General features: G+C 60.0%; 17 protein-coding genes. 8 read left to right on the top strand and 9 right to left on the bottom strand.

The annotated features are described in order from the left end of the window. Positions 1 to 77: 77 nt before the first annotated feature. From EJA72_RS00860 to EJA72_RS00820, 9 genes are all read right to left on the bottom strand, one after another. Positions 78 to 260, bottom strand: coding sequence for a hypothetical protein (locus tag EJA72_RS00860; RefSeq protein WP_157709663.1), 183 nt, complete (start codon positions 258 to 260; stop codon positions 78 to 80). A 497-nt stretch (positions 261 to 757) separates the two neighbouring features. Further along, the gene (locus EJA72_RS00855) at positions 758 to 1,771 is read right to left on the bottom strand and encodes an iron ABC transporter substrate-binding protein (RefSeq protein ID WP_157709662.1); all 1,014 of its coding nucleotides are present in this window, start codon (positions 1,769 to 1,771) and stop codon (positions 758 to 760) included. 157 nt (positions 1,772 to 1,928) lie between these two features. Next, positions 1,929 to 2,684, bottom strand: a complete 756-nt coding sequence (locus EJA72_RS00850; RefSeq protein ID WP_157709661.1) for an ABC transporter ATP-binding protein — start codon at positions 2,682 to 2,684, stop codon at positions 1,929 to 1,931. After that, positions 2,678 to 3,739: an iron ABC transporter permease gene (locus EJA72_RS00845; protein WP_157709660.1), complete on the bottom strand. Its 1,062-nt coding sequence runs from the start codon at positions 3,737 to 3,739 to the stop codon at positions 2,678 to 2,680. Before EJA72_RS00845 ends, EJA72_RS00850 begins: the two co-directional genes overlap by 7 nt. Beyond that, positions 3,736 to 4,920 carry an ABC transporter substrate-binding protein gene (locus tag EJA72_RS00840; RefSeq protein ID WP_157709659.1) on the bottom strand — a complete coding sequence of 395 codons (1,185 nt, stop codon included), beginning with the start codon at positions 4,918 to 4,920 and terminating at the stop codon, positions 3,736 to 3,738. The genes EJA72_RS00845 and EJA72_RS00840 overlap by 4 nt, the downstream gene beginning before the upstream one ends. A gap of 62 nt (positions 4,921 to 4,982) precedes the next feature. After that, complete coding sequence (locus EJA72_RS00835; RefSeq protein WP_157709658.1) at positions 4,983 to 7,412, bottom strand: TonB-dependent receptor; 2,430 nt, start codon at positions 7,410 to 7,412, stop codon at positions 4,983 to 4,985. A gap of 98 nt (positions 7,413 to 7,510) precedes the next feature. Next, positions 7,511 to 8,488 carry a FecR domain-containing protein gene (locus tag EJA72_RS00830; RefSeq protein WP_157709657.1) on the bottom strand — a complete coding sequence of 326 codons (978 nt, stop codon included), beginning with the start codon at positions 8,486 to 8,488 and terminating at the stop codon, positions 7,511 to 7,513. Then, positions 8,489 to 9,004 carry a sigma-70 family RNA polymerase sigma factor gene (locus EJA72_RS00825; protein ID WP_157709656.1) on the bottom strand — a complete coding sequence of 172 codons (516 nt, stop codon included), beginning with the start codon at positions 9,002 to 9,004 and terminating at the stop codon, positions 8,489 to 8,491. An 87-nt stretch (positions 9,005 to 9,091) separates the two neighbouring features. Next, entirely contained in the window at positions 9,092 to 10,324 is a 1,233-nt protein-coding gene (locus EJA72_RS00820; RefSeq protein ID WP_157709655.1) for an MFS transporter, read from the bottom strand. A gap of 401 nt (positions 10,325 to 10,725) precedes the next feature. Here EJA72_RS00820 and EJA72_RS00815 point away from each other — a divergent pair, with 401 nt between their 5' ends. From EJA72_RS00815 to greB, 8 genes are all read left to right on the top strand, one after another. Beyond that, positions 10,726 to 11,697, top strand: a complete 972-nt coding sequence (locus EJA72_RS00815; protein ID WP_157709654.1) for an NAD-dependent epimerase — start codon at positions 10,726 to 10,728, stop codon at positions 11,695 to 11,697. Positions 11,698 to 11,729: 32 nt separating this feature from the next. Continuing rightward, on the top strand, positions 11,730 to 12,473 hold the full coding sequence (locus EJA72_RS00810; RefSeq protein ID WP_157709653.1) for a glycosyltransferase family 2 protein: 744 nt from the start codon (positions 11,730 to 11,732) through the stop codon (positions 12,471 to 12,473). A 1-nt stretch (position 12,474) separates the two neighbouring features. Continuing rightward, positions 12,475 to 12,768 carry a lipid-A-disaccharide synthase N-terminal domain-containing protein gene (locus EJA72_RS00805; RefSeq protein WP_157709652.1) on the top strand — a complete coding sequence of 98 codons (294 nt, stop codon included), beginning with the start codon at positions 12,475 to 12,477 and terminating at the stop codon, positions 12,766 to 12,768. A 67-nt stretch (positions 12,769 to 12,835) separates the two neighbouring features. Further along, positions 12,836 to 14,293: a glycosyltransferase family 39 protein gene (locus EJA72_RS00800; RefSeq protein WP_157709667.1), complete on the top strand. Its 1,458-nt coding sequence runs from the start codon at positions 12,836 to 12,838 to the stop codon at positions 14,291 to 14,293. A gap of 16 nt (positions 14,294 to 14,309) precedes the next feature. Next, positions 14,310 to 15,263: an SdiA-regulated domain-containing protein gene (locus EJA72_RS00795; protein ID WP_256679609.1), complete on the top strand. Its 954-nt coding sequence runs from the start codon at positions 14,310 to 14,312 to the stop codon at positions 15,261 to 15,263. A gap of 186 nt (positions 15,264 to 15,449) precedes the next feature. Beyond that, entirely contained in the window at positions 15,450 to 17,387 is a 1,938-nt protein-coding gene (locus tag EJA72_RS00790) for an LTA synthase family protein (protein ID WP_157709651.1), read from the top strand. Between the two features lie 114 nt (positions 17,388 to 17,501). Then, positions 17,502 to 19,694: a TonB-dependent siderophore receptor gene (locus EJA72_RS00785; protein WP_157709650.1), complete on the top strand. Its 2,193-nt coding sequence runs from the start codon at positions 17,502 to 17,504 to the stop codon at positions 19,692 to 19,694. A gap of 153 nt (positions 19,695 to 19,847) precedes the next feature. Then, a complete protein-coding gene (greB, locus tag EJA72_RS00780) occupies positions 19,848 to 20,333 on the top strand; it encodes a transcription elongation factor GreB (protein ID WP_157709649.1) in 486 nt (161 codons plus the stop codon). The last annotated feature ends 10 nt before the right edge of the window (positions 20,334 to 20,343 follow it).

The following is a 20,343-nucleotide window of genomic DNA, read 5'->3' as shown; positions in this document are numbered from 1 at the left end:
GTCAAAACCGGAGGCCAGCAGGGCTTCGAGGCCGGCACAGCCAATATCGTGATAGGCGAAGACAACAGCTTTAACGCTCATGAGAGAACCTGATCGGAAGAAGTGGAAGTGAGGCCGTCAACGGTGACCACGAGATCGCCTTTGCACTGTTCGAAGCCTGTGCCCATAAATGTTTTCAGGGTGCGCACTAGTTGCCCTGCGGCGGCCATTTCTTCGTCGCCGATAGTCAGGCGCGAGCACGGAAGAAACGCTTCAGTCATGGGCACCTCGGGGCTGAAAAGTGAATAGCCTTAAGGGCTAAAAACAGGCATACAACGACAGCGTAGACGCTAAAACAAAAGCTGCATCAATCAGTTACCTGAAAAAATTGATCAAACGCTCCGGAAAAAAAGTTCACGCCAAAAGAGGTGAGCAAGTGCTCGCAATAGGGGCTGCGCAACCTCAAGAGGTTAATCGCGGTTTTGTGAAAGAAGCATGAAAAACCGGTCGGCAAATTGTTTATCCGCGAACCCGGCAAACACGCTAAGAGCGTTGATCGCTCTGACGTCTTAGAGGGGGAAAGTCTTACAGCGATAGTTGGTTATGTATGACGTTCAAGTCATTCAGGTTGATCTCGTTATTCGGGATCAGTTCGTTAAAAGACAAGTCGTCTGCCGAGGGAATTAGTTGCCAGTCACGTGCAGGTATTGCTGTTGAATTCGAACGGGTGAAGACGCCCGGGGAGCGTCTTCACCCGTTCGCAAGTATCAGTCGGCGGTTAAAGCAGTCCGGCCTGGGTCATCAGCTCCACAGCCTTTTTGCTGTCGAGTTTCGAAGCATCGACCATCGGTGCGTCGAGCTGTTGCAACGGCACCAGTTTCGGGTTGGACTCGGCGTTTTTACCCACCGCGTATTCAAACGACTGGCCGTTTTTGAGGATGGCCTGGCCGTCCTTGCCGGTGATCCACTTCAGGAACGCCTGGGCCTGTTCCTTGTGTTGGCTGGACGCCAGGACGCCGCCGCCCGAGACGCTGACAAATGCGCCCGGGTCCTTGTGTTTGAAGTAGTGCAGGGCGGTGTTCTTGCTGTTTTCGCCGGTCTTGGCCTGATCGCCAAAGTGGTAATAGTGATAGATCACGCCGCTGTCGACCTGCCCGGCGTTGACCGCTTTCAGGACCGCACTGTTGCCACGATAGATCGTCGCATTGGCCTTCAACCCTTTAAGCCAGTCGAGCGTGGCGGCTTCGCCCTTGAGTTCCAGCACCGCCGCGACGATGGCCTGGAAGTCGGCACCGGCCGGTGAAGCGCCCCAACGACCTTTCCAGTTCGGACCGGCGAGGTCCATCAGCGACTTGGGCAATTGGGCTTCCGGCAGTTTGCTCGGGTTGTAGACGAACACCGTGGAACGCGCCGCGATCCCGACCCATTTGCCATGCGCCGGACGGTACGCTGCACCGACCTGTTCCAGGGTGGTCGGCGTAACCGGCGCGAACAGCCCGGCGTTGTCGACCAGCACCATGGCCGGGGAGTTTTCGGTCAGGAATACGTCGGCGGGGGAGGCCGCGCCTTCCTGCACGAGCTGGTTGCCCATCTCGGTATCGTCGCCATTGCGCAGCGTGACCGGAATGCCGGTTTCCTGGGTAAAGCCCGCGGCCCAGGCTTTGGTCAGGCTTTCGTGTTGCGCGTTGTAGACCACGATGCCGACGGGGTCAGCCGCATACACCTGTCCGGCGCTGATCAGCGCGGTGGCAAGCAGTGCTTTTTTAACGAACGAAGGGATAGGGGGATTCATTCAGTCGCAGCTCCGGTGTTTAAGAATCGTGCAGGTAGACTCGCTGGAAGATCAATGCGAATCATTTGCATGCATGGAGTTGCGACTGTAGAGCGCCCAATGAGAAAAAAACGTAAAAAGAACGTTAATGCCTGTCATTTTCACTTGGGTCGGCGAATCAGACGATATCGTCGATCAGGATGTGGTGCAGACCACGGCTGCATCTTTCGATCCGCGCCTCGACCTTGTAGACAGCGCGCAGCATCAATTCGGTAATCACTTCGCTGCTGGGACCACTGCCTTGGGTCGTACCGTCGGCGATCACCAATACCTGGTCGGCAAAGCGCAGCGCCTGGTTCAGATCGTGGATCGCGATGAACACGATCACCTCGCGCTTTCGAGCCAGCGCCCGCATGAAATTCAGGACCTGGACCTGGCGGTGCATGTCCAGCGCACTGGTCGGTTCGTCCATCAGCAGGACCTCCGGTTCGCGCACCAGGGTCTGTGCGATCGACACGAGCTGTTGCTGCCCGCCGCTCAGTTCACCGAGGTTGCGAAAGGACAGTTCGGTGATCCCGAGTGCCGCGAGAATCTCGTCCACCAGTTTCAGTTCATCGTCGTGGACGACCCAGCCGGGCGTCAGTTGTTTGCGCGCCAGCAGCACCGATTCGTAAACCGTCAGGCGGGCACTGGCATTCAGCCCCTGGGGCATGTAGCTGATGCCCTGGTGGCCTTTTTTCGAGCCCTGCAGGATGACCTGTCCCGGGCCATCGATCAGCCCGGCCATGCGTTTGAACAACGTTGACTTGCCCGCCGCATTGGGGCCGACCACCGCCACGACCTGCCCGCCGGTGAACGCGGCGGTGGTGACGCCGGAAATGATCTCGCGTTGCCCATAGCGGGCGCCGAGGTTGTCGAGCTGGAGGTTCACCATGAGTTTTTCTTTCCGCCAAGAATCAAAGAAATGAAGAACGGCACGCCGATCAACGAGGTGACCACGCCAATGGGAAAAATTGCGCCCGGGATCAGGGTTTTACTGACCACTGAACTCGCGGACAAAATCAGCGAACCCGTCAGCAGCGAGGCCGGCAGGAAGAACCGTTGATCCTCACCAATCAGCATCCGCGCAATGTGCGGTCCGACCAGCCCGATAAAACCGATGGTGCCGACAAAGGCTACCGGGAACGAGGCGAGCAGGCTGACCATGATCAGCGTCTGAAAGCGCAGGCTGCGCACATTGATGCCGAAGCTGGCGGCCTTGTCATCGCCCAGTCGCAGGGCCGTCAGGGCCCAGGCACGCTTGGCAAAAATCGGCAGGGTGATGAGGATCACCAGGCAGATCACCCCCAGTTTTGGCCAGGTGGCTTTGGTCAGGCTGCCCATGGTCCAGAACACCACGGCCGCCACGGCTTGCTCGGTGGCAAAAAACTGCACCAGCGCCAGCAACGCATTGAACGTGAAGACCAGCGCGATACCGAGCAGCACGATGGTTTCGGCGGTGACGCCACGGCGCATGCTCAGGAAGTGGATCAACAGCGCCGAGAGCATGGCCATGATGAAGGCGTTCACCGGCACCATGTACTGCGCCGCCAACGGAAACAACGCGACCCCGAAGGCCAGGCCCATGGCCGCGCCGAAGCTGGCCGCTGCGGAAATGCCCAGCGTGAACGGGCTGGCCAGCGGGTTGTTGAGGATGGTCTGCATCTGCGCACCGGCCAGCGACAGTGCCGCGCCGACTGCAACGGCCATCAGCGCAACCGGCAGGCGGATGTCCCACATCACGACCCGAACCTGGGCGGGCGCGGTGTCCGGCGAAAACAGCGCGCCAAGCACTTGCGTGAAGCTGTAACTCGCCGGCCCGAGGGCCAGGTCAAGCAGCACACTGAACATCAGCAACACCACGAGCCCGCCGAGGATCAGGCGTTTGCGCAGCACCAATCGGCGATAGGCGTCCCGTTGCACGATCTGTGCTTCACCGAGCGAACTCATGGTTTGACCTCCTCTTTCTGTAGGCTCACGAAATACCCGGGCTCATACGGCACCGGCAGAAATCGCTTATGCAGCTCGCGAAACGAGGCGTCGGGATCGAGATCGGCGAACAGGGTCGGATGAAACCACTTGGCCAGTTGCTGGATCGCCACGAACTGATAGGGGCTGTTGTAGAACTGATGCCAGATGGCATGAAAAGCCTGGTCGTTCTGGGCCTTGATACCCGCATACGCCGGGCGTTGGGTGTACCACGCCAGTTTGTGCCTGGCCTGGTTCATGTCCGCCCCCGGGCCGACGCCGACCCAGTGCCCGCTCGGGGCGAAGGCTTCCCAGTTGGCGCTCGTGACGACGACGTGGGCCGGGTCGGCGACGATGACCTGCTCGGGGTTCAATTGGCCGAAGGTGCCGGGAATGACGGTGCGGGCGATGTTATTGCCGCCGGCCATGTCGACGAAAAGGCCAAAGTTTTCGTTGCCGAAACTCAGGCAGCAATCATCGGTGTAGCCACCGATGCGCTCGATGAACACGCTCGGACGGGACGGGTGTTGCGCCTCGATGACGTCGGTGACGCGATGGATCTGCTGGTTGCGAAAATCGATAAAGGCCTCGGCGCGTTGCTCCTTGCCAAACAGTTGGCCAAACAGGCGCATGGTCGGTTCGGTGTTTTGCATCGGGTTGTTGCGAAAATCGACGTACACCACCGGAATGCCCAAGGCGTCGAGCTTCTCGATGTAACGCGCATCCTCGGTCGCGTGCTGCGCTTCGATGTTCAGAATGATCACATCGGGGTTCTGCGAAATCGCCTGCTCGATGTCGAAGGTGCCATCCTCAAAACCGCCAAAGGTGGGGATCTTCGCGATGTCGGGAAACGCACGCAGGTAGGCGCCATAGGTGTCCGGGTCGGACTGAATCAAGTCCTTGCGCCAACCCACGATGCGTTCGATGGGGTTTTGCGTATCCAGTGCCGCGACCAGGTACAACTGGCGGCCTTCACCCAGGATCACCCGTCGCACCGGCAGGTGGACCTTGACCTTGCGCCCCAGCAGGTCGGTCACGGTGCCGATCGCGGGGTCCTTATCGGCGGCGACCGCACCGCGAGGCGTTACGAAAAACACGATGACGCCGATCAAGCCTGCCAGGAGCAGCGCAGCGAAGGCGCCGGGTCGATAAAAAGTGGCCATGATGGGAACCTTTGCAGAGGCCAGGCCGGTACGGCTCAAGCCGTTGTCCGGGGCTGAACGTTTCAGAAATCGACAGTTGCCGACAGTTGCAGGGTGCGTGGCGAACCTTGGGAGAACGCACCGTATGAAGCGACGCCCGACCAGTACTCGCGGTCGAAGACGTTCTGCACCGTGGCGCGAAACGTCGTGGGTCGCTGCGCAATACGGGTGGCGTAACGCGCACCGACATCGAAGCGGGTCCAGGCCTCCAGTTCCTGGGTGTTGGCCTGGTTCACGTACTGGCTGGCGGTGTAGATCGCGCCGCTGGTCAGCGTCAGCCCTTCGACGCCCGGCGTATCCCATTCGGCCCAGAGGTTGGCCTGGACGTCCGGAACGCCGACCGGGTTGTTGCCACGGTTAGCGGCGACGCTGGTCCTGGTCAGCTCCGCGTCGAGCAGCGTCACGCCGCCCAGCAGGCGCGTGCCCTGGGCGATTTCGCCAAACACGTTGAGCTCGACGCCACGGTTGCGCTGTTCGCCTTGTACCGAGAACACCCCCGAGGCCTGCTCGCCACTGGGCTTTTCGATCTGGAACAGGGCGAGCGTCGAGGTGAAGGTGCCGTAGTCGACCTTGACCCCGACTTCCTGCTGCCGGGAGATGTAGGGCTTGAAGATCTCGCCCGAGTTCGAGGCGGTGGCGGGCGCGATGTCGCCTTTGCTCAAGCCTTCGATGTGGTTGTAGTAGAACGAAACGTGATCCCAGGGTTTGACGACCACGCCAAACAGCGGCGTCGTCTCGCTTTGGTCGTAGGAGGTGGTCACGGCGCCGGCCCGGTTGAAGTTATCGGACTCGATATTCTGTTTGCGCACACCCAGGGTGACCTGCAAACGTTCGTCCAGTACCGACAGGGTGTCGGCCAGGGCCACGCCGGACAGTTCGGTTTCAGATACTTTCAGCGCGTCCGGGGTGTCGATCTCGGGTTTCGGGCGATCCACCGGGTGGTAGATGTTCGACAGCACTGCCGGGCCGGAAATGATCCCGCGTTTCAGTTCATCGCGATAACGGCTGACTTGCAGTGTGGTGCTGTGGCCGATGGGGCCGGTGTCGAATCGCAGGCGGGCGCCGGCATCGACGGTGTAGCGGTCGACGTCGAACGTGTAGTAACCCGGGATCGAGGACGTATCGCCGGCGGCATTAAGGACAGTGGGCGTCTGGTCGGACATGCGCGCCACGTCCGACTGACCTCCGCCGGCATGGGCAAACACGGTCAGGGCATCGTTGAGGTCATATTCGGCGCTAAGCAAGGCCGCTTTGTCACGGGTTTGCGCCCAGCCCCATGCCTGACTCACGTTGGTGCGGCCGTTGGCGGCGGAGGGAATCTTCACCCCAGACGCAATGAGGAACGGCCGCGAAGCCGCGTCGAACTGTTCTTTCTGGCTGATCAGGTCCAGCGTGGTCCGCAGTCGCTCACCCTGATAGTCCAGCGAGACGGCGCCGATATCGACATCCCGCGACTGGTCATCGATGGCGGTGTTGCCTTGCTGGGTGCTGCCGTTGATGCGCACGCCAAACCGGCGCTCCTCGCCAAAGCGTCGACTGAGGTCGATGTGCCCGCCGAACTGCGCGTCCATGGCGTAGCTGGCGGTGAACCGGGTCAGGTCCTCGTCGAGGGAGCGCTTGGGCACCACGTTGATGACGCCGCCCACGCCGCTGTTCGGCGACATGCCGTAGAGCAGGGCGGCGGGGCCCTTGATCACCTCGATGCGCTCGGCGTAATCCGTGAACACCCGGTAGTTGGGCGCGATGCCGTACACACCGTCGAACGCCAGTTCACCGAGGTTGCCTTCCCCCACGGGAAAACCACGGATGAAGAACGAGTCGACGATGCCGCCCGTCTGGCCCGTGGACCGCACCGATGAGTCGCGCTCCAGCAGGTCGCCGACGGTCACCGCCTGCTGGTCCTTGATCAGTTGCGAGGTGTAATTACTGACGCTGAAGGGTGCGTCCATCACATCCGTGTTGCCCAGCAGGCCCAAGCGCCCGCCGCGCGCCATCTGGCCGCCGGGATAAACGGGTGGCAGGCCGCCGGTACGTTTATCGGTGCCCGTGACGGTGGTGTCGTCCAGGGTCAAACCGCCTGCATCGGTCGGACGCGGTGCCAGGGTGTAAGTGCCGTCGCTGCGCCGGACCATTTCCAGGCCACTCCCGGCCAGTAAACGGCTGATCGCCTCCTGCGTGGAGTAGGTCCCGGACAGGCCCGGGCTCATCAGGCCTTCGGTCATTGCGGGTTGAAACGACAAGGCGATGCCGATGTCCACGGCGAAGCCCGACAACGTCGCGCCCAGTGGTCCGGGCGGAATGTTGAAGGTTCGTGTGACGCTGGAATCCAGTTGTGCGGGAACAGCGGCCGAAGCCACCTGGCAAGCGGCCCCGGCCAGGGCAAGACTCAGCAACGCACTGCGGATTGCCCGTCCAGGTGAGCAACCCGAATGCCGAGGTCGTACAACAAGCATGAAATGGTGACCCTAGAGACGAGGTTGAAAGGTGCTTCCTTTCATTGCCAGTTGAGATCGAAAAAAGTATCACCCTCGCGCAATTATTTTTGAGCGCCTCACGCGGGGGAGAGCGTCACCCAGTAGCCGCTCAAATGGCCCGTCACGAGAATGGGGTAGGTTTGCGTCAACATTTTCAGGGTGAGCTGGGTATCGTTGAGGGGGTAGGCGCCGGAAATGCGCAGCTCGGCAATGGCCGGGTCGCAGCGCACGAAGCCCTTGCGATAACGTGCCAGTTCCGCGACGAAGTCCGCCAGGCGCAGGTTGTCCGCCATCAACATGCCTTGCACCCAGGCGCTGACGTTGCGGCCTGCGGGGATCAATTGGCCAAAGAGCTGCGACGAAAAGTCAGTGCGCTGACCGGCGTTGACGATCAAGGGGGCTGCACGACTGCTGTCCGCCAGTTCCACCCGGACAGCGCCGTCGAGCACAGCAAGGTGAGTGCGGGCCTGGAATTCGCGAACCGTGAACCGCGTGCCCAATGCCTGCATCCGGCCCTGGGGGGTGCGTACCAGGAACGGTCTCGCTTGAGGTGAAGCATCCGTCGCGGTTTGCACCAGGATTTCACCTTCGCGCAGATTGATCAGGCGCTGACTTGCATCAAACACCACATCGATGGCCGAGTCCGTGTTCAGGGTGATCTGCGAGCCATCCGCCAACGTCAGTTCGCGGCGCTGGCCCACGGCGGTCCGATAGTCGGCGGTCCATTGCCGGGACTCCACCAGTTTCCAGCTGCCCCAACTGGCGGGCAGCACGGCCAGCATCATCGCCAGTTTTCCGATGGCCGCGCGGCGATCAGGATGGCTCGGGCGGTCCAGCACCGACATCGCCAGCGAAGGCGACAAGCCGCCCAGTTTGCTTTGCAGCAGCTGCGCCCGGGCCCAGGCGTTATGCCGTTCGGGGCTGCTGACTCGCCAGCATTCCCATTCGTTGCGTTCGGTGTCGCTGAGCTCATTTTCGCCCATGCGCATGACCCACTCGGCGGCTTCTTCAAGTGCGGCGGGATCGAGTTGCGGGTCACTGCGCCGACTGCTCATTCATTCCACCAGCATCATGCATTGCACCAGGGCCTGCTTCATGTAGCGCTTGACGGTGATCAGCGACACGTCCAGTTGCGTCGCGATGTCGTCGTACTTCAACCCGCCAATTTGCGACAGCAGGAAGGCGCGCTTGACCAGAGGGGGGAGGGCATCGAGCATCGCATCGATTTCGTGCAGGGTTTCCAGCGCCATGAAACGCAATTCGGGCGAGGGCACCTCGCAGGCAGGCAGCTGCGCCAAGGCATTCAGGTAGGCACTTTCCAGTGCCTTGCGCTGGTACCAGTTGACAAGAATGCCCTTGGCCACGCAGCTCAAGTAGGCCCGGGGCTGTTCAATGACCGTCACTCGCGAGGCGAGTATGCGGGTGAAGGTATCCTGCGCCAGGTCCGCCGCGTCCATTGCGTTGCCCAGTTTTTTCCGCAGTGTGGCGTACAGCCAGCCGTGATGGCCGCTGTACAGGGCCTCGATCACGCGCAGATGTGTGTCGTTGTTCGCGGGGAGGGTATCGCTCATGGCGGCAGTTTTATGCAATTGAGAAGTATTCCCAATGCTAATTGACAAGCCGCCTGAGGCGCAAGCGCGATTGAGCATCCCCCTTGATCAGTCGCCGGGAGGCGCCTGACTGGGTTGCAGGACCACGGGCCGGTAATGCAGCGCGACGATCGGAATCAGCGCCACGCCATACGCCAGGCACACGAAGAGATAGGTGTACTGCAACCCGTAGACCTGACTCAGCAGACCACCCGCCGAGATACCCGCAATCGATGCGAATTGCGCGGTGCCTTGGGCAATGCCCAGCACATGGCCCTGTTGCGAGCTGTCGGCGGTTTTCGAGATCAGGGCCATCAGCACCGGTGTGGTGGCGCCCAGCAGCACGCCCCAGATGAAATAGGCGATGACAAACACGGCGGGGTTGCGAGTGACGCCGGCCACGGCGGTCAGCACGATGCAACCGATCACCACACCAGTGATGCGGTGCAGGGTGTCCTGTTGGGTGCGGTGCTCGAAATAGCGCGACCACGCCGTGGCCGAGAGAATGAAACCCAGCGCCAGCAAGCCGTAGCACAGGCCGACAACCGAGTTGCTGACCTTGAACACCGAGCTGACGTACAGCGAGAACGACGTTTGCGGCAGCATTCGCGCCAGCAGCAAAATGCCCATGACCCCCAACAGTGGCAATAGCGCAGAACCTTGCCAGACGCTGCCGGCCGGCGTCGTCTGCGCCCCCGGTGTTTTCTTCACCGGCGGCACATCCGGCAACGTTACCGCCGCGACCACGGTGCAAATGGCACACAGTGCCGAGGCGCTGAGGTTGATCCAGAAGAAGGTCGCATAGTCGAGGATCAGTCCACCGACGACGGCGCCGAGCAATGAGCCGACGTTGGTTGAAATCTGCAGAATCGCGAACAGTCGCGCCCGTCGCGAGGGGGCTTCGATACTGACCCCGTACGCTTGGGCCGGGGCGATGTACCCGGCGAAGGCGCCTTGCAAAAAGCGCAGGATCAGGATCACCCAGATATCACTGCACAGTGCCAGCCCGAGCTGGGTCAACGACAAACCGGCCAAGGCACGGATCATCATCCATTTGTGGCCGTAGCGGTCGCCGATACGGCCCCAGAACGCGCTCGTCAGGATAATGCCCAGCATCGGCCCGACATACACGGCGATGCTGGCGAAGCTGAAGAGCGATTGCGAAGCGGTCAGCCCGCGCAGATGCACAGGCCAGAACGGCCCGCTCATTTCCATCGCGCCCATGGAGACGAGCTGGATGGCGAACAACAGGTAAATCAGGATTCTTACGCTCGAACCCTGGAGGGGGCCTGCATGGGGCATCAGTCAGCCTCGCTGGTTAAACGGCATCGAACAGCGGGTCAATGTGAGCGGCGATGCCATCGCCGAATTCGCGGAACAGAAGACTACGTGCTTTGCTCTCAAGGGAAAACAGCCACGGTGTTTTGTTGATTGGCCACCTTGAAATGCTTTCTAACAAAATTTTCATAAAGTTTTGATATAAGCCTTTGTAGGTACTGAAAAACTTGCCATCCAGCAGAGTGATTTATGGAAGTGACCGTTCTTGGCAGCGGCTGTGTCGCCCTGACACAGCCAAGCCGCCTGGCACACGTGTGTCGTCAAACAGGCGGTAAAGGTGTTGCAGTCAGCCATGCTGACGCCGGAAAAAACGTCGTTGTGTCTAGTGAACCTGTCCCCGTCGGGACCGGCGCAGAAGGGCGCGTATGAGAATTCTGATCACCGGCGTTGCAGGCTTTATCGGGTTCCACACGGCCAAGCGCCTGTGCCGCGAAGGCCATCAAGTGGTTGGCATCGACAACCTCAACAGCTACTACAGCGTCGAGCTGAAACAGGCGCGACTGGCTCAGTTGGCCGACTGCCGCAATTTTCAGTTCCGGTTACTGGACGTGGCCGACAAACCGGCGCTACTGGAATTGTTTGCTGAATACGAGTTCGAGCAAGTCATCCACCTGGCGGCTCAAGCCGGTGTGCGCTATTCCATCGACAACCCGGACACTTACGCGCAAAGCAACCTCGTGGGGTTCCTTAACGTCCTGGAAGGCTGTCGCGCTCATCGACCGGCGCACCTGATGTACGCGTCGAGCAGTTCGGTCTACGGGCTGAACGACCAGTTGCCCTATGCCACGACCGACGCTGTCGATCGACCAATGTCGTTCTATGCCGCCACCAAGCGCGCCAATGAACTGATGGCTCACTCCTACTCGCATCTCTATGGCATCCCGACGACCGGCCTGCGGTTTTTCACCGTATACGGGCCGTGGGGTCGGCCGGACATGGCGCTGTTCAAATTCACGGACGCGATCCTCAAAGGTCGCCCCATCGATGTGTACAACGAAGGCGCAATGTCCCGCGATTTCACCTACATCGACGACATTGTCGAAGGGCTGGTGCGATTGATGCCGCTACCGCCCACCGGTGAGACCGGCGCGCGAAACAAGGTTTACAACATCGGCTTTGGTACGCCGGTGAAGCTTCTGGATTTTGTCGAGTGCATTGAAGACGCTCTGGGAATCCGCGCGATCAAAAATTTCTTGCCGTTGCAGTCAGGCGATGCCCTCAACACCTGGGCGGACACCCGTGAGCTGGAAGAACGGGTGAATTTTCGCCCGCAAGTCACGGTGTCCACCGGTGTGCAGTCGTTCGTCGATTGGTACCGCACCTATTACGGCGTCTAGCCACTTACTTTTCAGCTTTTTACGGGGACTTCATGCTCGAAACTCCTTATGTGTCCGTCCTGATTCCAGCAAAAAACGAAGCAGGCAACCTCATCCCGCTATTGGAGGAAGTGCGTGCCGCGCTAGCGACGGAAACCTTTGAAGTCATCGTGGTGGATGACGGGAGCACCGACACCACCGCCATTGAACTGCGAACGTTGCAAGAGAGTGGCTACAGCCAGTTGCGGGTGCTCAGTCATGCACGCTCGCTTGGGCAAAGCACCTCGATTTACCACGCGGCCGAAGTGGCGCGCGGGCATTGGCTGGCCACGCTGGACGGCGACGGCCAGAACGATCCGGCGGACCTGCCGAAAATGCTCGACCTGGTCCGTGGTTCGGAAGGCAAGCCCGGCGGCGTCAAGCTGGTGGCGGGGCATCGCGTCAATCGCCGGGACACGGCGAGCAAGCGCTGGGCCTCGCGATTTGCCAACAACCTGCGCAGCCGGTTGTTGAAGGACCAGACACCCGACACCGGTTGCGGTATCAAATTGATTGAACGCACGGCGTTTCTGCGCCTGCCGTATTTCGATCACATGCACCGCTTTATCCCTGCACTGATCCGCCGGCACAACGGCCGCATGCTGGTTCAGCCGGTGAACCACCGTGAGCGTGGCGCCGGGGTTTCCAACTACGGGAATCTCGACCGGGCGCTCGTGGGCATCCTTGATTTGTTCGGGGTGTGGTGGCTGATCAAGCGCACTCGCCTGGACGTCAACGCACAAGAGTCCGAGGTCTGACATGGGCAGAGAATCTTTGTGGCTGGCCATTGGTTTCATCGGTCAATTGGCGTTCACCGGGCGCTTTGTCCTGCAGTGGTTGTACAGCGAATACAAAAAACGCAGCGTGATCCCTGTGGCCTTCTGGTACCTGAGCATCATCGGCAGCGCATTGCTGCTGGCCTACGCCATCTACCGTGAAGACCCGGTGTTCATTGTCGGCCAATCCTTCGGTTTCATCGTGTACCTGCGCAATTTGCAGTTGATCGCCAAGTATCGTGATCGGGAAAACCACGAACTGGACAAAAAGGACTGAGACGGTGCGGATACGACTATCTTCTTCGCGGTTGGAGTTGCTGTTTTTTGTGGTGTTGGCGTTGGTCATGGTGGGCGCCGGTCTCGGTTGGCGCCAACCGTTAAACGTCGATGAAGAGCGTTTTCTCGGCGTATCCCTGGAAATGCTGCAAAACGGTTCATGGTTCATTCCGCATCGCGCCGGCGAAATCTACGGCGACAAGCCTCCGCTGTTCATGTGGACCGTTGCGTTGTTCGTGCAGTTGACCCACCTGCCAAAAGTTGCGTTGTACTTGCCCGCGCTGTTGGCGGGTGCCGTGACCACGGGCTGCCTGTATGACCTGGGCCGCCGCTTGTGGGGCCGGCGTGTCGGTGTCATCGCCGCAACGCTGTTTCTCGCGACCTACCAGACCTACAGCATTCTGCGGACGGGGCAGATCGATGGTTTTCTGGCCCTTTGGACGATCCTGGGGATCTATGGCATGTGCCGGCACCTGTTGCTCGGCCCGGCCTGGCGTTGGTACTACGTGGCCTGCGCCGCCATGGGGTTTGGCATCATCAGCAAAGGGGTGGGTTTCCTGCCGGTGTTGATGCTGATTCCTTACGCGTATGCCGTACGCAAAGGCTGGAAAGGCGTGGTTCGCATGCCTGGCAAAGCGGGGGCCTGGTGGCTGGGATTGCTGGTCGCGCTGGCAGCCGTTCTGGTCTGGCTGGGACCTCTGCTGGTGGTCGTTGCGCAGGGCAGCGCCGACAGCGTGGCGTACGCCCAGGAAATCCTGCTCAAGCAAACGGCTGGCCGTTACGCCCACGCTGTGGAGCACCGCGAGCCGGTTTGGTATTTCTTCGTCCAGGTGATTCCGAAGTACTGGGTGCCGATTATTTTCATGCTCCCGTGGCTGGTTCCTGCCTGGCGCAAGCAATTGCTCAAGCACGACGGTCGGGTGTTGGTGCTGCTCGGTTGGGTCGCGCTGGTGTTGCTGTTTTTCAGCCTCAGCAGTGGCAAGCGCAAGTTGTACATCTTCCCTGCGCTCCCCGCGCTGGTTCTGTTGGTGGCACCCCTGGTTCCCTGGATGCTGCGCCGTTGGTTCGGCAAGCGTCCCAAGGGGCGGACGGTGTTTGTCGTACTGACCGCCGTGTGGTTGGGCGCGTGGCTGGTACGCGGCTTCATCGAGCCGCACAAGGAAGGCGTCAACCCTCACGAAACCATCATGCGCGAAGTGGCGCGACTGACGGGGAACGCCGACCTGGTACTGGTCGGTTGGCGTGAAGGGCACTGGTTGTTCGCGCAGCAGCCGATTGTGCATTTTGGTTTCTCGGGCCGCGGGACGCTGGAGCAATCAGCCGTGTGGCTTCGTAACCATCCGCAGGCCTATGCGTTAGTACCTGCACAGAATCTGGAACGCTGTTACGACCCGCAAAAAGCTCGCCGTGTTGGCGATACCTCCAGGGCGGAGTGGTTCCTGGTGGGCCCGGATGCGGACAACCATAGCTGCCAGTCCGCCGCGCCGGACAAGGTTTATTCATTCGTTTGGAAGCATCCACTGTGACGGCTGGAGTTTTTTCATGATTTTTGAATCGGGTGCGACTGTGTTGATGCAGAAAGCTCTGCTACGCCGTCGCTTGGGTATTTCCATTTTTGTGTTGTTGGCTCTTGGGTTGCTGGTGGCAGCGTCCAATCGTTTCTTCTGGCACCAACAGCTGTACTACGCCGCCAAGCAATCCTGGGGCGGCGCCAGCCATCCGCCGGGTTTGTGGTTGCCAGGTTTTGTGCCTGATGTCGTGGCGAAGCCGATAGACGGTGTGCTCGAAGACCTTTCGGGCATCACCTACGACTGGGACCATGACCGGATGCTGGTCATTACCAATGGCGGCTTCATGCAAATCGCGGCGATCGATCGCGCTGGCAACGTGCTTGAACGTTACCCGCTGGAAGGCTTTGACGACACCGAAGGGTTGGCCTACATGGGCAATGGTCGAGTGGTGGTGTCTGAAGAAGGTGACCAGCGCCTGACGTTCATCCAGGTGCCCGAGAAGTCTGCGACCATTCGCAGGACGGACCAGCCGTTCATCACCGTGGGCATCAACCTGAGCACGCATAACAAGGGCTTTGAAGGCGTGACCTACGACCCTGTCGGCGACCGTTTGTTTGCGATCAAGGAGCGCGATCCGCGACAGATTTTTGAAATCCAGGGCGTGACGAAAAGCCTGAATGGAAACCTGGCCATCAACCTGATCGATCGGACTGACTGGGTGAACCGCAGCGTGTTTGGGCACGACCTGGCAGACGCCTATTACGATCCGAACACCGGCCATCTCATCGTGCTCAGCGAGGAATCCAAATTGTTGATCGAGCTGGACAAGGAAGGTCGCTTTGTCAGCTCCCGCAGCTTGCTCGAAGGCGTGAAGGACTTTTTCGCGCCCAAGGTGCACCCGGAGGGCGTCGCGATGGACCCGCAAGGTCGTTTATATGTCGTGGCGGAGCCGAACGTGTTTTATTCGTTTAAGCCCAAGCCTTGATGTCGATTCGGTGGGGGGCTATCGCTTTTGACGAAATTTTGTTAATTCGTCAGGTACATTCGATTCCCCCCCACCTGAGTCGTAACCCCGCGCATCGGAAGACAGGAATGTCCTGGTGCCCATGACTTGTCGAACCATCGGCCCAACAATTTTAAAAAGGGAGGGGAGCACAACAAGGAGTTTTTAATGCGTCTGCCCGCGTCAGCCCCCCTGCGTTTCCTGCTGATGATCACCGGCCTGTGGCTGGTCATCTTTTTCCTCACCCGCCTGGTGTTACTCGCCACTCACCTTTCTGAGGCGGGGACTGCCTACCTGTCGATCTTTGGCATCGGCGCCTTGTATGACCTGAGCTTTTTACTGTACGCCGCGCTGCCGATGAGCCTGTATGTGCTGCTGTGCCCGCCCTCGTTGTGGCGTTCGTGCGGGCACCGCTGGTTTTTGCAGGGGCTGCTGACGGTCAGCGTGTTCGCCATGCTGTTCACTGCCGTGGCGGAATGGCTGTTCTGGGACGAGTTCGGCGTACGCTTCAACTTTATTGCCGTGGACTATCTGGTGTATTCCGATGAGGTGTTGAACAACATCCTCGAGTCCTATCCGATCGGCAAACTGCTGAGCGGGCTGGCAGTGATCGCGGTGGTCATTTGCATGGCCCTGCACAAGCCTTTACAGCGAGTGCTCAATGCACCGCTTCCGACCTGGCGTCAGCGCTTGCTGAGTATCGCGGTGATTTTTGCATTGAGTGGCGTCGTGCTTCTGGTGGTTGATCAGGACACGCCGCGCGGCAAGGGCGGCAATACCTATCAGCATGAGCTGGCCAGTAACGGTCCTTACCAGTTCTTCGCCGCCTTTCGTAATAACGAACTGGACTACGATCAGTTCTACAGCACCTTGCCCAAAGACGTGGTGGGTCAAAACATCCATCGGGAGCTGGCGGAAAGCGACGTGCAGTTCATCGGCAAGGATTCGCTCGATATCCGCCGCACCGTGACCCAAAACGACAAGCCCCAGCGTCACAACATCATCCTGGTGACGATCGAAAGCTTCAGCGCCAAGTACATGGGCAGCAATGGCAACCCCGACAACCTGACGCCCAACCTCGACCTGTTGCGTAAACAGAGCCTGTACTTCAACAACTTTTATGCCACTGGCACCCGCACGGACCGTGGCCTGGAAGCCATTACCCTGTCCATGCCGCCGACACCGGGGCGTTCCATTGTCAAACGGGTCGGCCGTGAAAGTGGTTTTGCCAGCCTGGGCCAACAGCTCAATCACGTCGGTTATGACAGCGTGTTTGTGTATGGCGGTCGTGGCTACTTTGACAACATGAATGCGTTCTTCAGCGGCAATGGTTATCGGGTCGTCGACCAAAGCAGTGTCGACGAAGCGGATATCCATTTCAAAAATGCCTGGGGCATGGCCGATGAAGACCTTTACCGGCAAACGCTGAAACTGGCAGACGAAAACTTCGCCAGCCAAAAGCCGTTCCTGCTGCAATTGATGACCACCTCCAATCACCGTCCCTATACGTACCCTGAGGGCAAGATCGATATCCCGTCCGGTGACGGTCGTGACGGCGCGGTGAAGTACACCGACTACGCCATCGGCCAGTTCCTTGAGGCGGCGCGTAAAAAGCCGTGGTTCGACGACACGATTTTTGTCTTTGTCGCTGACCACACCGCCGGCAGCGCAGGCAAGGAAGACCTGCCGATCCGTAACTACCAGATCCCTTTGTTCATCTATGCGCCCAAACTCATTCCGGCGCGTGAAGAGGGCCAGCTGGCCAGTCAGATCGACCTGGCACCCACTCTGCTCGGGCTGTTGAACCTCAACTACGTATCGACATTCTTCGGGCGTAACCTGCTGGTGCCGTCCACCTTGCCGCCGCGCGTATTGGTGGGCAATTACCAGCACCTGGGCCTGTTCGACGGCAAGGACCTGGCCATTCTCAGCCCGCGCGCGATGCTGCGACGCCATGACGATGCATTGGGCGCCAGCCATGAAGTGACGGTGCAGCTCGACGACCCTCTGGTCGCGCGTGCGATCACCTATTACCAGGCGGCGAGTTATGGGTTCACCCATCGCTTGTTGAACTGGGTCGGCAGCGAAAACACGGCCAGGCAATAACACCCACCTCGGGGCGCCCGTTAAAAAAATGCGCCCCGGGTGATACTTTTTTGGATCTCGACTGGCAAATAGGAGTGATTACCATTTTGCCCTAGTCAGAAGGATCCATTTGTCATGTCTGTTGCACATCAACCTTGCGGTGAGCGCGTATTAACGCTGGCCATCCGCACCGCTATGCTGAGTTTCGCCCTGGCCACAACCAGCGCCCAATCCTGGGCAGCCGACCCCGAGCAAGCGGAGCCTCGCGCTGAAGGCCTGACGCTGGGGGAGACCCACGTCAATGCTGATTACAGCGGCCCGACTGCGCTTCCCGGCGTGCTGGCCGGCGGTCAGGTTGCTCGCGGTGCGCGCCTGGGGATGATGGGCAACAAGGACGTGATGGACACGCCTTTCAGTGTGACCAGCTACACCGCCAAGACCCTGGCCGACCTGCAAACAGTGACCGTTGCCGATGCACTGGAGCGCGATCCTTCGGTCCGCTCTACCGGCCAGACCGGTGGCATCGTCGATTCCTTTTTCATTCGCGGTTTCCCGGTGGGCGAAGGCAACCTGGGTGAGCTGGCGTTCGACGGCGTGTACGGCGTCGCGCCCAACTACCGGGTGTTCACGGAATATGCCGAGCGCGTCGAAGTCCTCAAGGGGCCGGGTGCCTTGATGTACGGGATCTCGCCGAACAGCGGGGTCGGCGGCGTGATCAACATCGTGCCCAAGCGGCCACTGGCCGAAGACCTGACACGGTTCACCGCCAGCTACGCCTCGGACTCGCAAGTGGGCGGCCATCTGGATATCAGCCGTCGCTTCGGCGATGAAAACCAGTTTGGCGTGCGCTTCAACGGCAGCCTTCAGGGCGGTGATACTGCCGTGGATGATCAGGAAAGAGCGGTCGACATCGGTGCCATTGCACTTGATTACCAAGGGGAGCGCCTGCGCCTGAACCTTGACTTCATCAGCCAGAAAGAAAGCTTCGACGCGCCTTCGCGGCCCTTCACGGTGGCGCCGGGTATAGATGTTCCGTCCGCGCCAAACGGCCGTACCAATCTGCCGCAGGATTGGGGCTGGTCAGACACGAAGGAGCAGTCGGCGCTGCTGGGCGGCGAGTATGACCTGAATGACGCAGTGACCGTATTCGCCCATGCCGGTGGCGGCAAAGCGGACGTCAAGCGCATGTCCGATCAGGTGCCGCGAATCCTCAACGATGCCGGCGACACCAGCAACATCCCCGGCTACTACAAATTCAACGTCGATCGGTCGACGGCCGACGTGGGGATTCGCGGCGTATTCGCCACCGGGCCGGTGACCCACACCACCACCTTGATGGCGACCCGGTATCAGGACGAGCTGTCCCGGGGGATCAACAACGGGACGGTGATCAATTCGAACATCTACCACCCGGTGGATGTGCCCAAGCAATTTATCAACGCGCCGAAAGTGTTGCGCATCTCCGAATCGGATTTGTACGGCGTCGCGTTGACCGACACCCTGTCCGTACTGGACGACCGCATCCAGTTGACCCTGGGCGTGCGCAAGCAAGACATCGAGTCGCGTAACTACAACGCGGCAGGCTCGGTCAGCTCCAAGTACGACGACAGCGCCACGACCCCGCTGGTGGGGGTGGTGGTCAAGCCCTGGGAAGACGTCTCGCTTTACTACAACTATGTCGAGGGCTTGAGTAAGGGCGACATCGCCCCGGGCACCGCAGCCAACTCCGGCGAAACCTTCGCACCGTATGAGTCGAAGCAACACGAACTCGGCGTCAAATATGAACATGGCACCTTCATGACCACCCTGGCGTTGTTCCAGATCGAGAAGCCCAGCGGCGAAATGGGTGCCGGCAATGTGTTCTCGGTGCAGGCAGAACAACGCAACCGTGGCGTCGAATTGAGCATGTTCGGGGAAGTGGCGACGGGCACTCGCTTGATGGGCGGTGTGACCTTCCTCGACGGCGAACTGACGGACTCGGCCACGGCCGCCAACCGGGGCAACAAACCGGTGGGCGTGCCCGACGTGCAGGCCAACCTGTGGGCTGAATGGGATACGCCATGGCTGGAAGGCTTCACCCTGACCGGGGGCGCCATCTACACCGACAGCCAATACGTCAATCAGGCGAACACCCAGGAACTGGATGCCTGGACGCGTTTCGACACAGGCGCTCGCTACACCACCAAGATCGAAGGCCGACCGACGACGTTCCGCGCCACGGTCCAGAACGTCTTCGATCGTGAGTACTGGTCGGGTGTCGCCTCGTACGGTGCGTTCTCCCCGGGTTATCCGCGCACCTTGCAGCTGTCGGCGACGGTCGATTTCTGACGGCGAACGATTGGGACAGCAGGCTCGAGTTTGTTAAGGTGCACAACTCGGAGCCTGCGCCACGGCGCGGCTCGCGAGCCTGTCCCCTGTGCCGACGGCGGGGCGTTTTCGGTATTGGCTTCGCTGGAGCTAATCGTTAGTGAGCATTGCGACTTGAGCACCAACATCATCACAAAAGAAGGGCACGAGGCCCTTAAGCAAGAGCTCGATTATCTCTGGCGTGAGAAACGTCCCGACACCACTCGTAAAGTCACCTGGGCTGCGTCGCTGGGTGACCGCAGTGAAAATGCCGACTACCAGTACAACAAGAAGCTGCTGCGCGAAATTGATCGGCGTGTCCGATACCTTCGCAAGCGGCTCGAGGATGTGCGGGTTGTCGAGTATTCACCCGAGCAGGAAGGGAAAGTCTTTTTCGGGGCGTGGGTCGAGATCGAAAACGAGGCGGGTGACGTCAAGAAATTCAGGGTCGTGGGGTACGACGAAATCTACGGCCGCAACGACTACATTTCCATCGATTCGCCAATGGCGCGTGCGCTGTTGAAGAAAGAGGTGGGCGACGAAGCCGTTGTTCAGACCCCGAGTGGAGACGTGCTGTGGTGGATCAACAGCATTGTCTACGGGGTGGCACGGCCCGACTGACCTGCACCGT

This window comes from Pseudomonas sp. PB120, assembly GCF_009761815.1.
Lineage (GTDB): Bacteria > Pseudomonadota > Gammaproteobacteria > Pseudomonadales > Pseudomonadaceae > Aquipseudomonas.
The sequence above is the reverse complement of the archived record's forward strand: the minus strand, read 5'-3'. Positions and strand labels throughout refer to the sequence as shown.

Excerpts from the sequence above, each read along its gene's own strand:
- EJA72_RS00860 (WP_157709663.1), bottom strand. The coding sequence starts at position 260 with ATGACTGAAGCGTTTCTTCCGTGCTCGCGCCTGACTATCGGCGACGAA.
- EJA72_RS00855 (WP_157709662.1), bottom strand. The coding sequence starts at position 1,771 with ATGAATCCCCCTATCCCTTCGTTCGTTAAAAAAGCACTGCTTGCCACC.
- EJA72_RS00850 (WP_157709661.1), bottom strand. The coding sequence starts at position 2,684 with ATGGTGAACCTCCAGCTCGACAACCTCGGCGCCCGCTATGGGCAACGC.
- EJA72_RS00845 (WP_157709660.1), bottom strand. The coding sequence starts at position 3,739 with ATGAGTTCGCTCGGTGAAGCACAGATCGTGCAACGGGACGCCTATCGC.
- EJA72_RS00840 (WP_157709659.1), bottom strand. The coding sequence starts at position 4,920 with ATGGCCACTTTTTATCGACCCGGCGCCTTCGCTGCGCTGCTCCTGGCA.
- EJA72_RS00835 (WP_157709658.1), bottom strand. The coding sequence starts at position 7,412 with ATGCTTGTTGTACGACCTCGGCATTCGGGTTGCTCACCTGGACGGGCA.
- EJA72_RS00830 (WP_157709657.1), bottom strand. The coding sequence starts at position 8,488 with ATGAGCAGTCGGCGCAGTGACCCGCAACTCGATCCCGCCGCACTTGAA.
- EJA72_RS00825 (WP_157709656.1), bottom strand. The coding sequence starts at position 9,004 with ATGAGCGATACCCTCCCCGCGAACAACGACACACATCTGCGCGTGATC.
- EJA72_RS00820 (WP_157709655.1), bottom strand. The coding sequence starts at position 10,324 with ATGCCCCATGCAGGCCCCCTCCAGGGTTCGAGCGTAAGAATCCTGATT.
- EJA72_RS00815 (WP_157709654.1), top strand. The coding sequence starts at position 10,726 with ATGAGAATTCTGATCACCGGCGTTGCAGGCTTTATCGGGTTCCACACG.
- EJA72_RS00810 (WP_157709653.1), top strand. The coding sequence starts at position 11,730 with ATGCTCGAAACTCCTTATGTGTCCGTCCTGATTCCAGCAAAAAACGAA.
- EJA72_RS00805 (WP_157709652.1), top strand. The coding sequence starts at position 12,475 with ATGGGCAGAGAATCTTTGTGGCTGGCCATTGGTTTCATCGGTCAATTG.
- EJA72_RS00800 (WP_157709667.1), top strand. The coding sequence starts at position 12,836 with ATGGTGGGCGCCGGTCTCGGTTGGCGCCAACCGTTAAACGTCGATGAA.
- EJA72_RS00795 (WP_256679609.1), top strand. The coding sequence starts at position 14,310 with ATGATTTTTGAATCGGGTGCGACTGTGTTGATGCAGAAAGCTCTGCTA.
- EJA72_RS00790 (WP_157709651.1), top strand. The coding sequence starts at position 15,450 with ATGCGTCTGCCCGCGTCAGCCCCCCTGCGTTTCCTGCTGATGATCACC.
- EJA72_RS00785 (WP_157709650.1), top strand. The coding sequence starts at position 17,502 with ATGTCTGTTGCACATCAACCTTGCGGTGAGCGCGTATTAACGCTGGCC.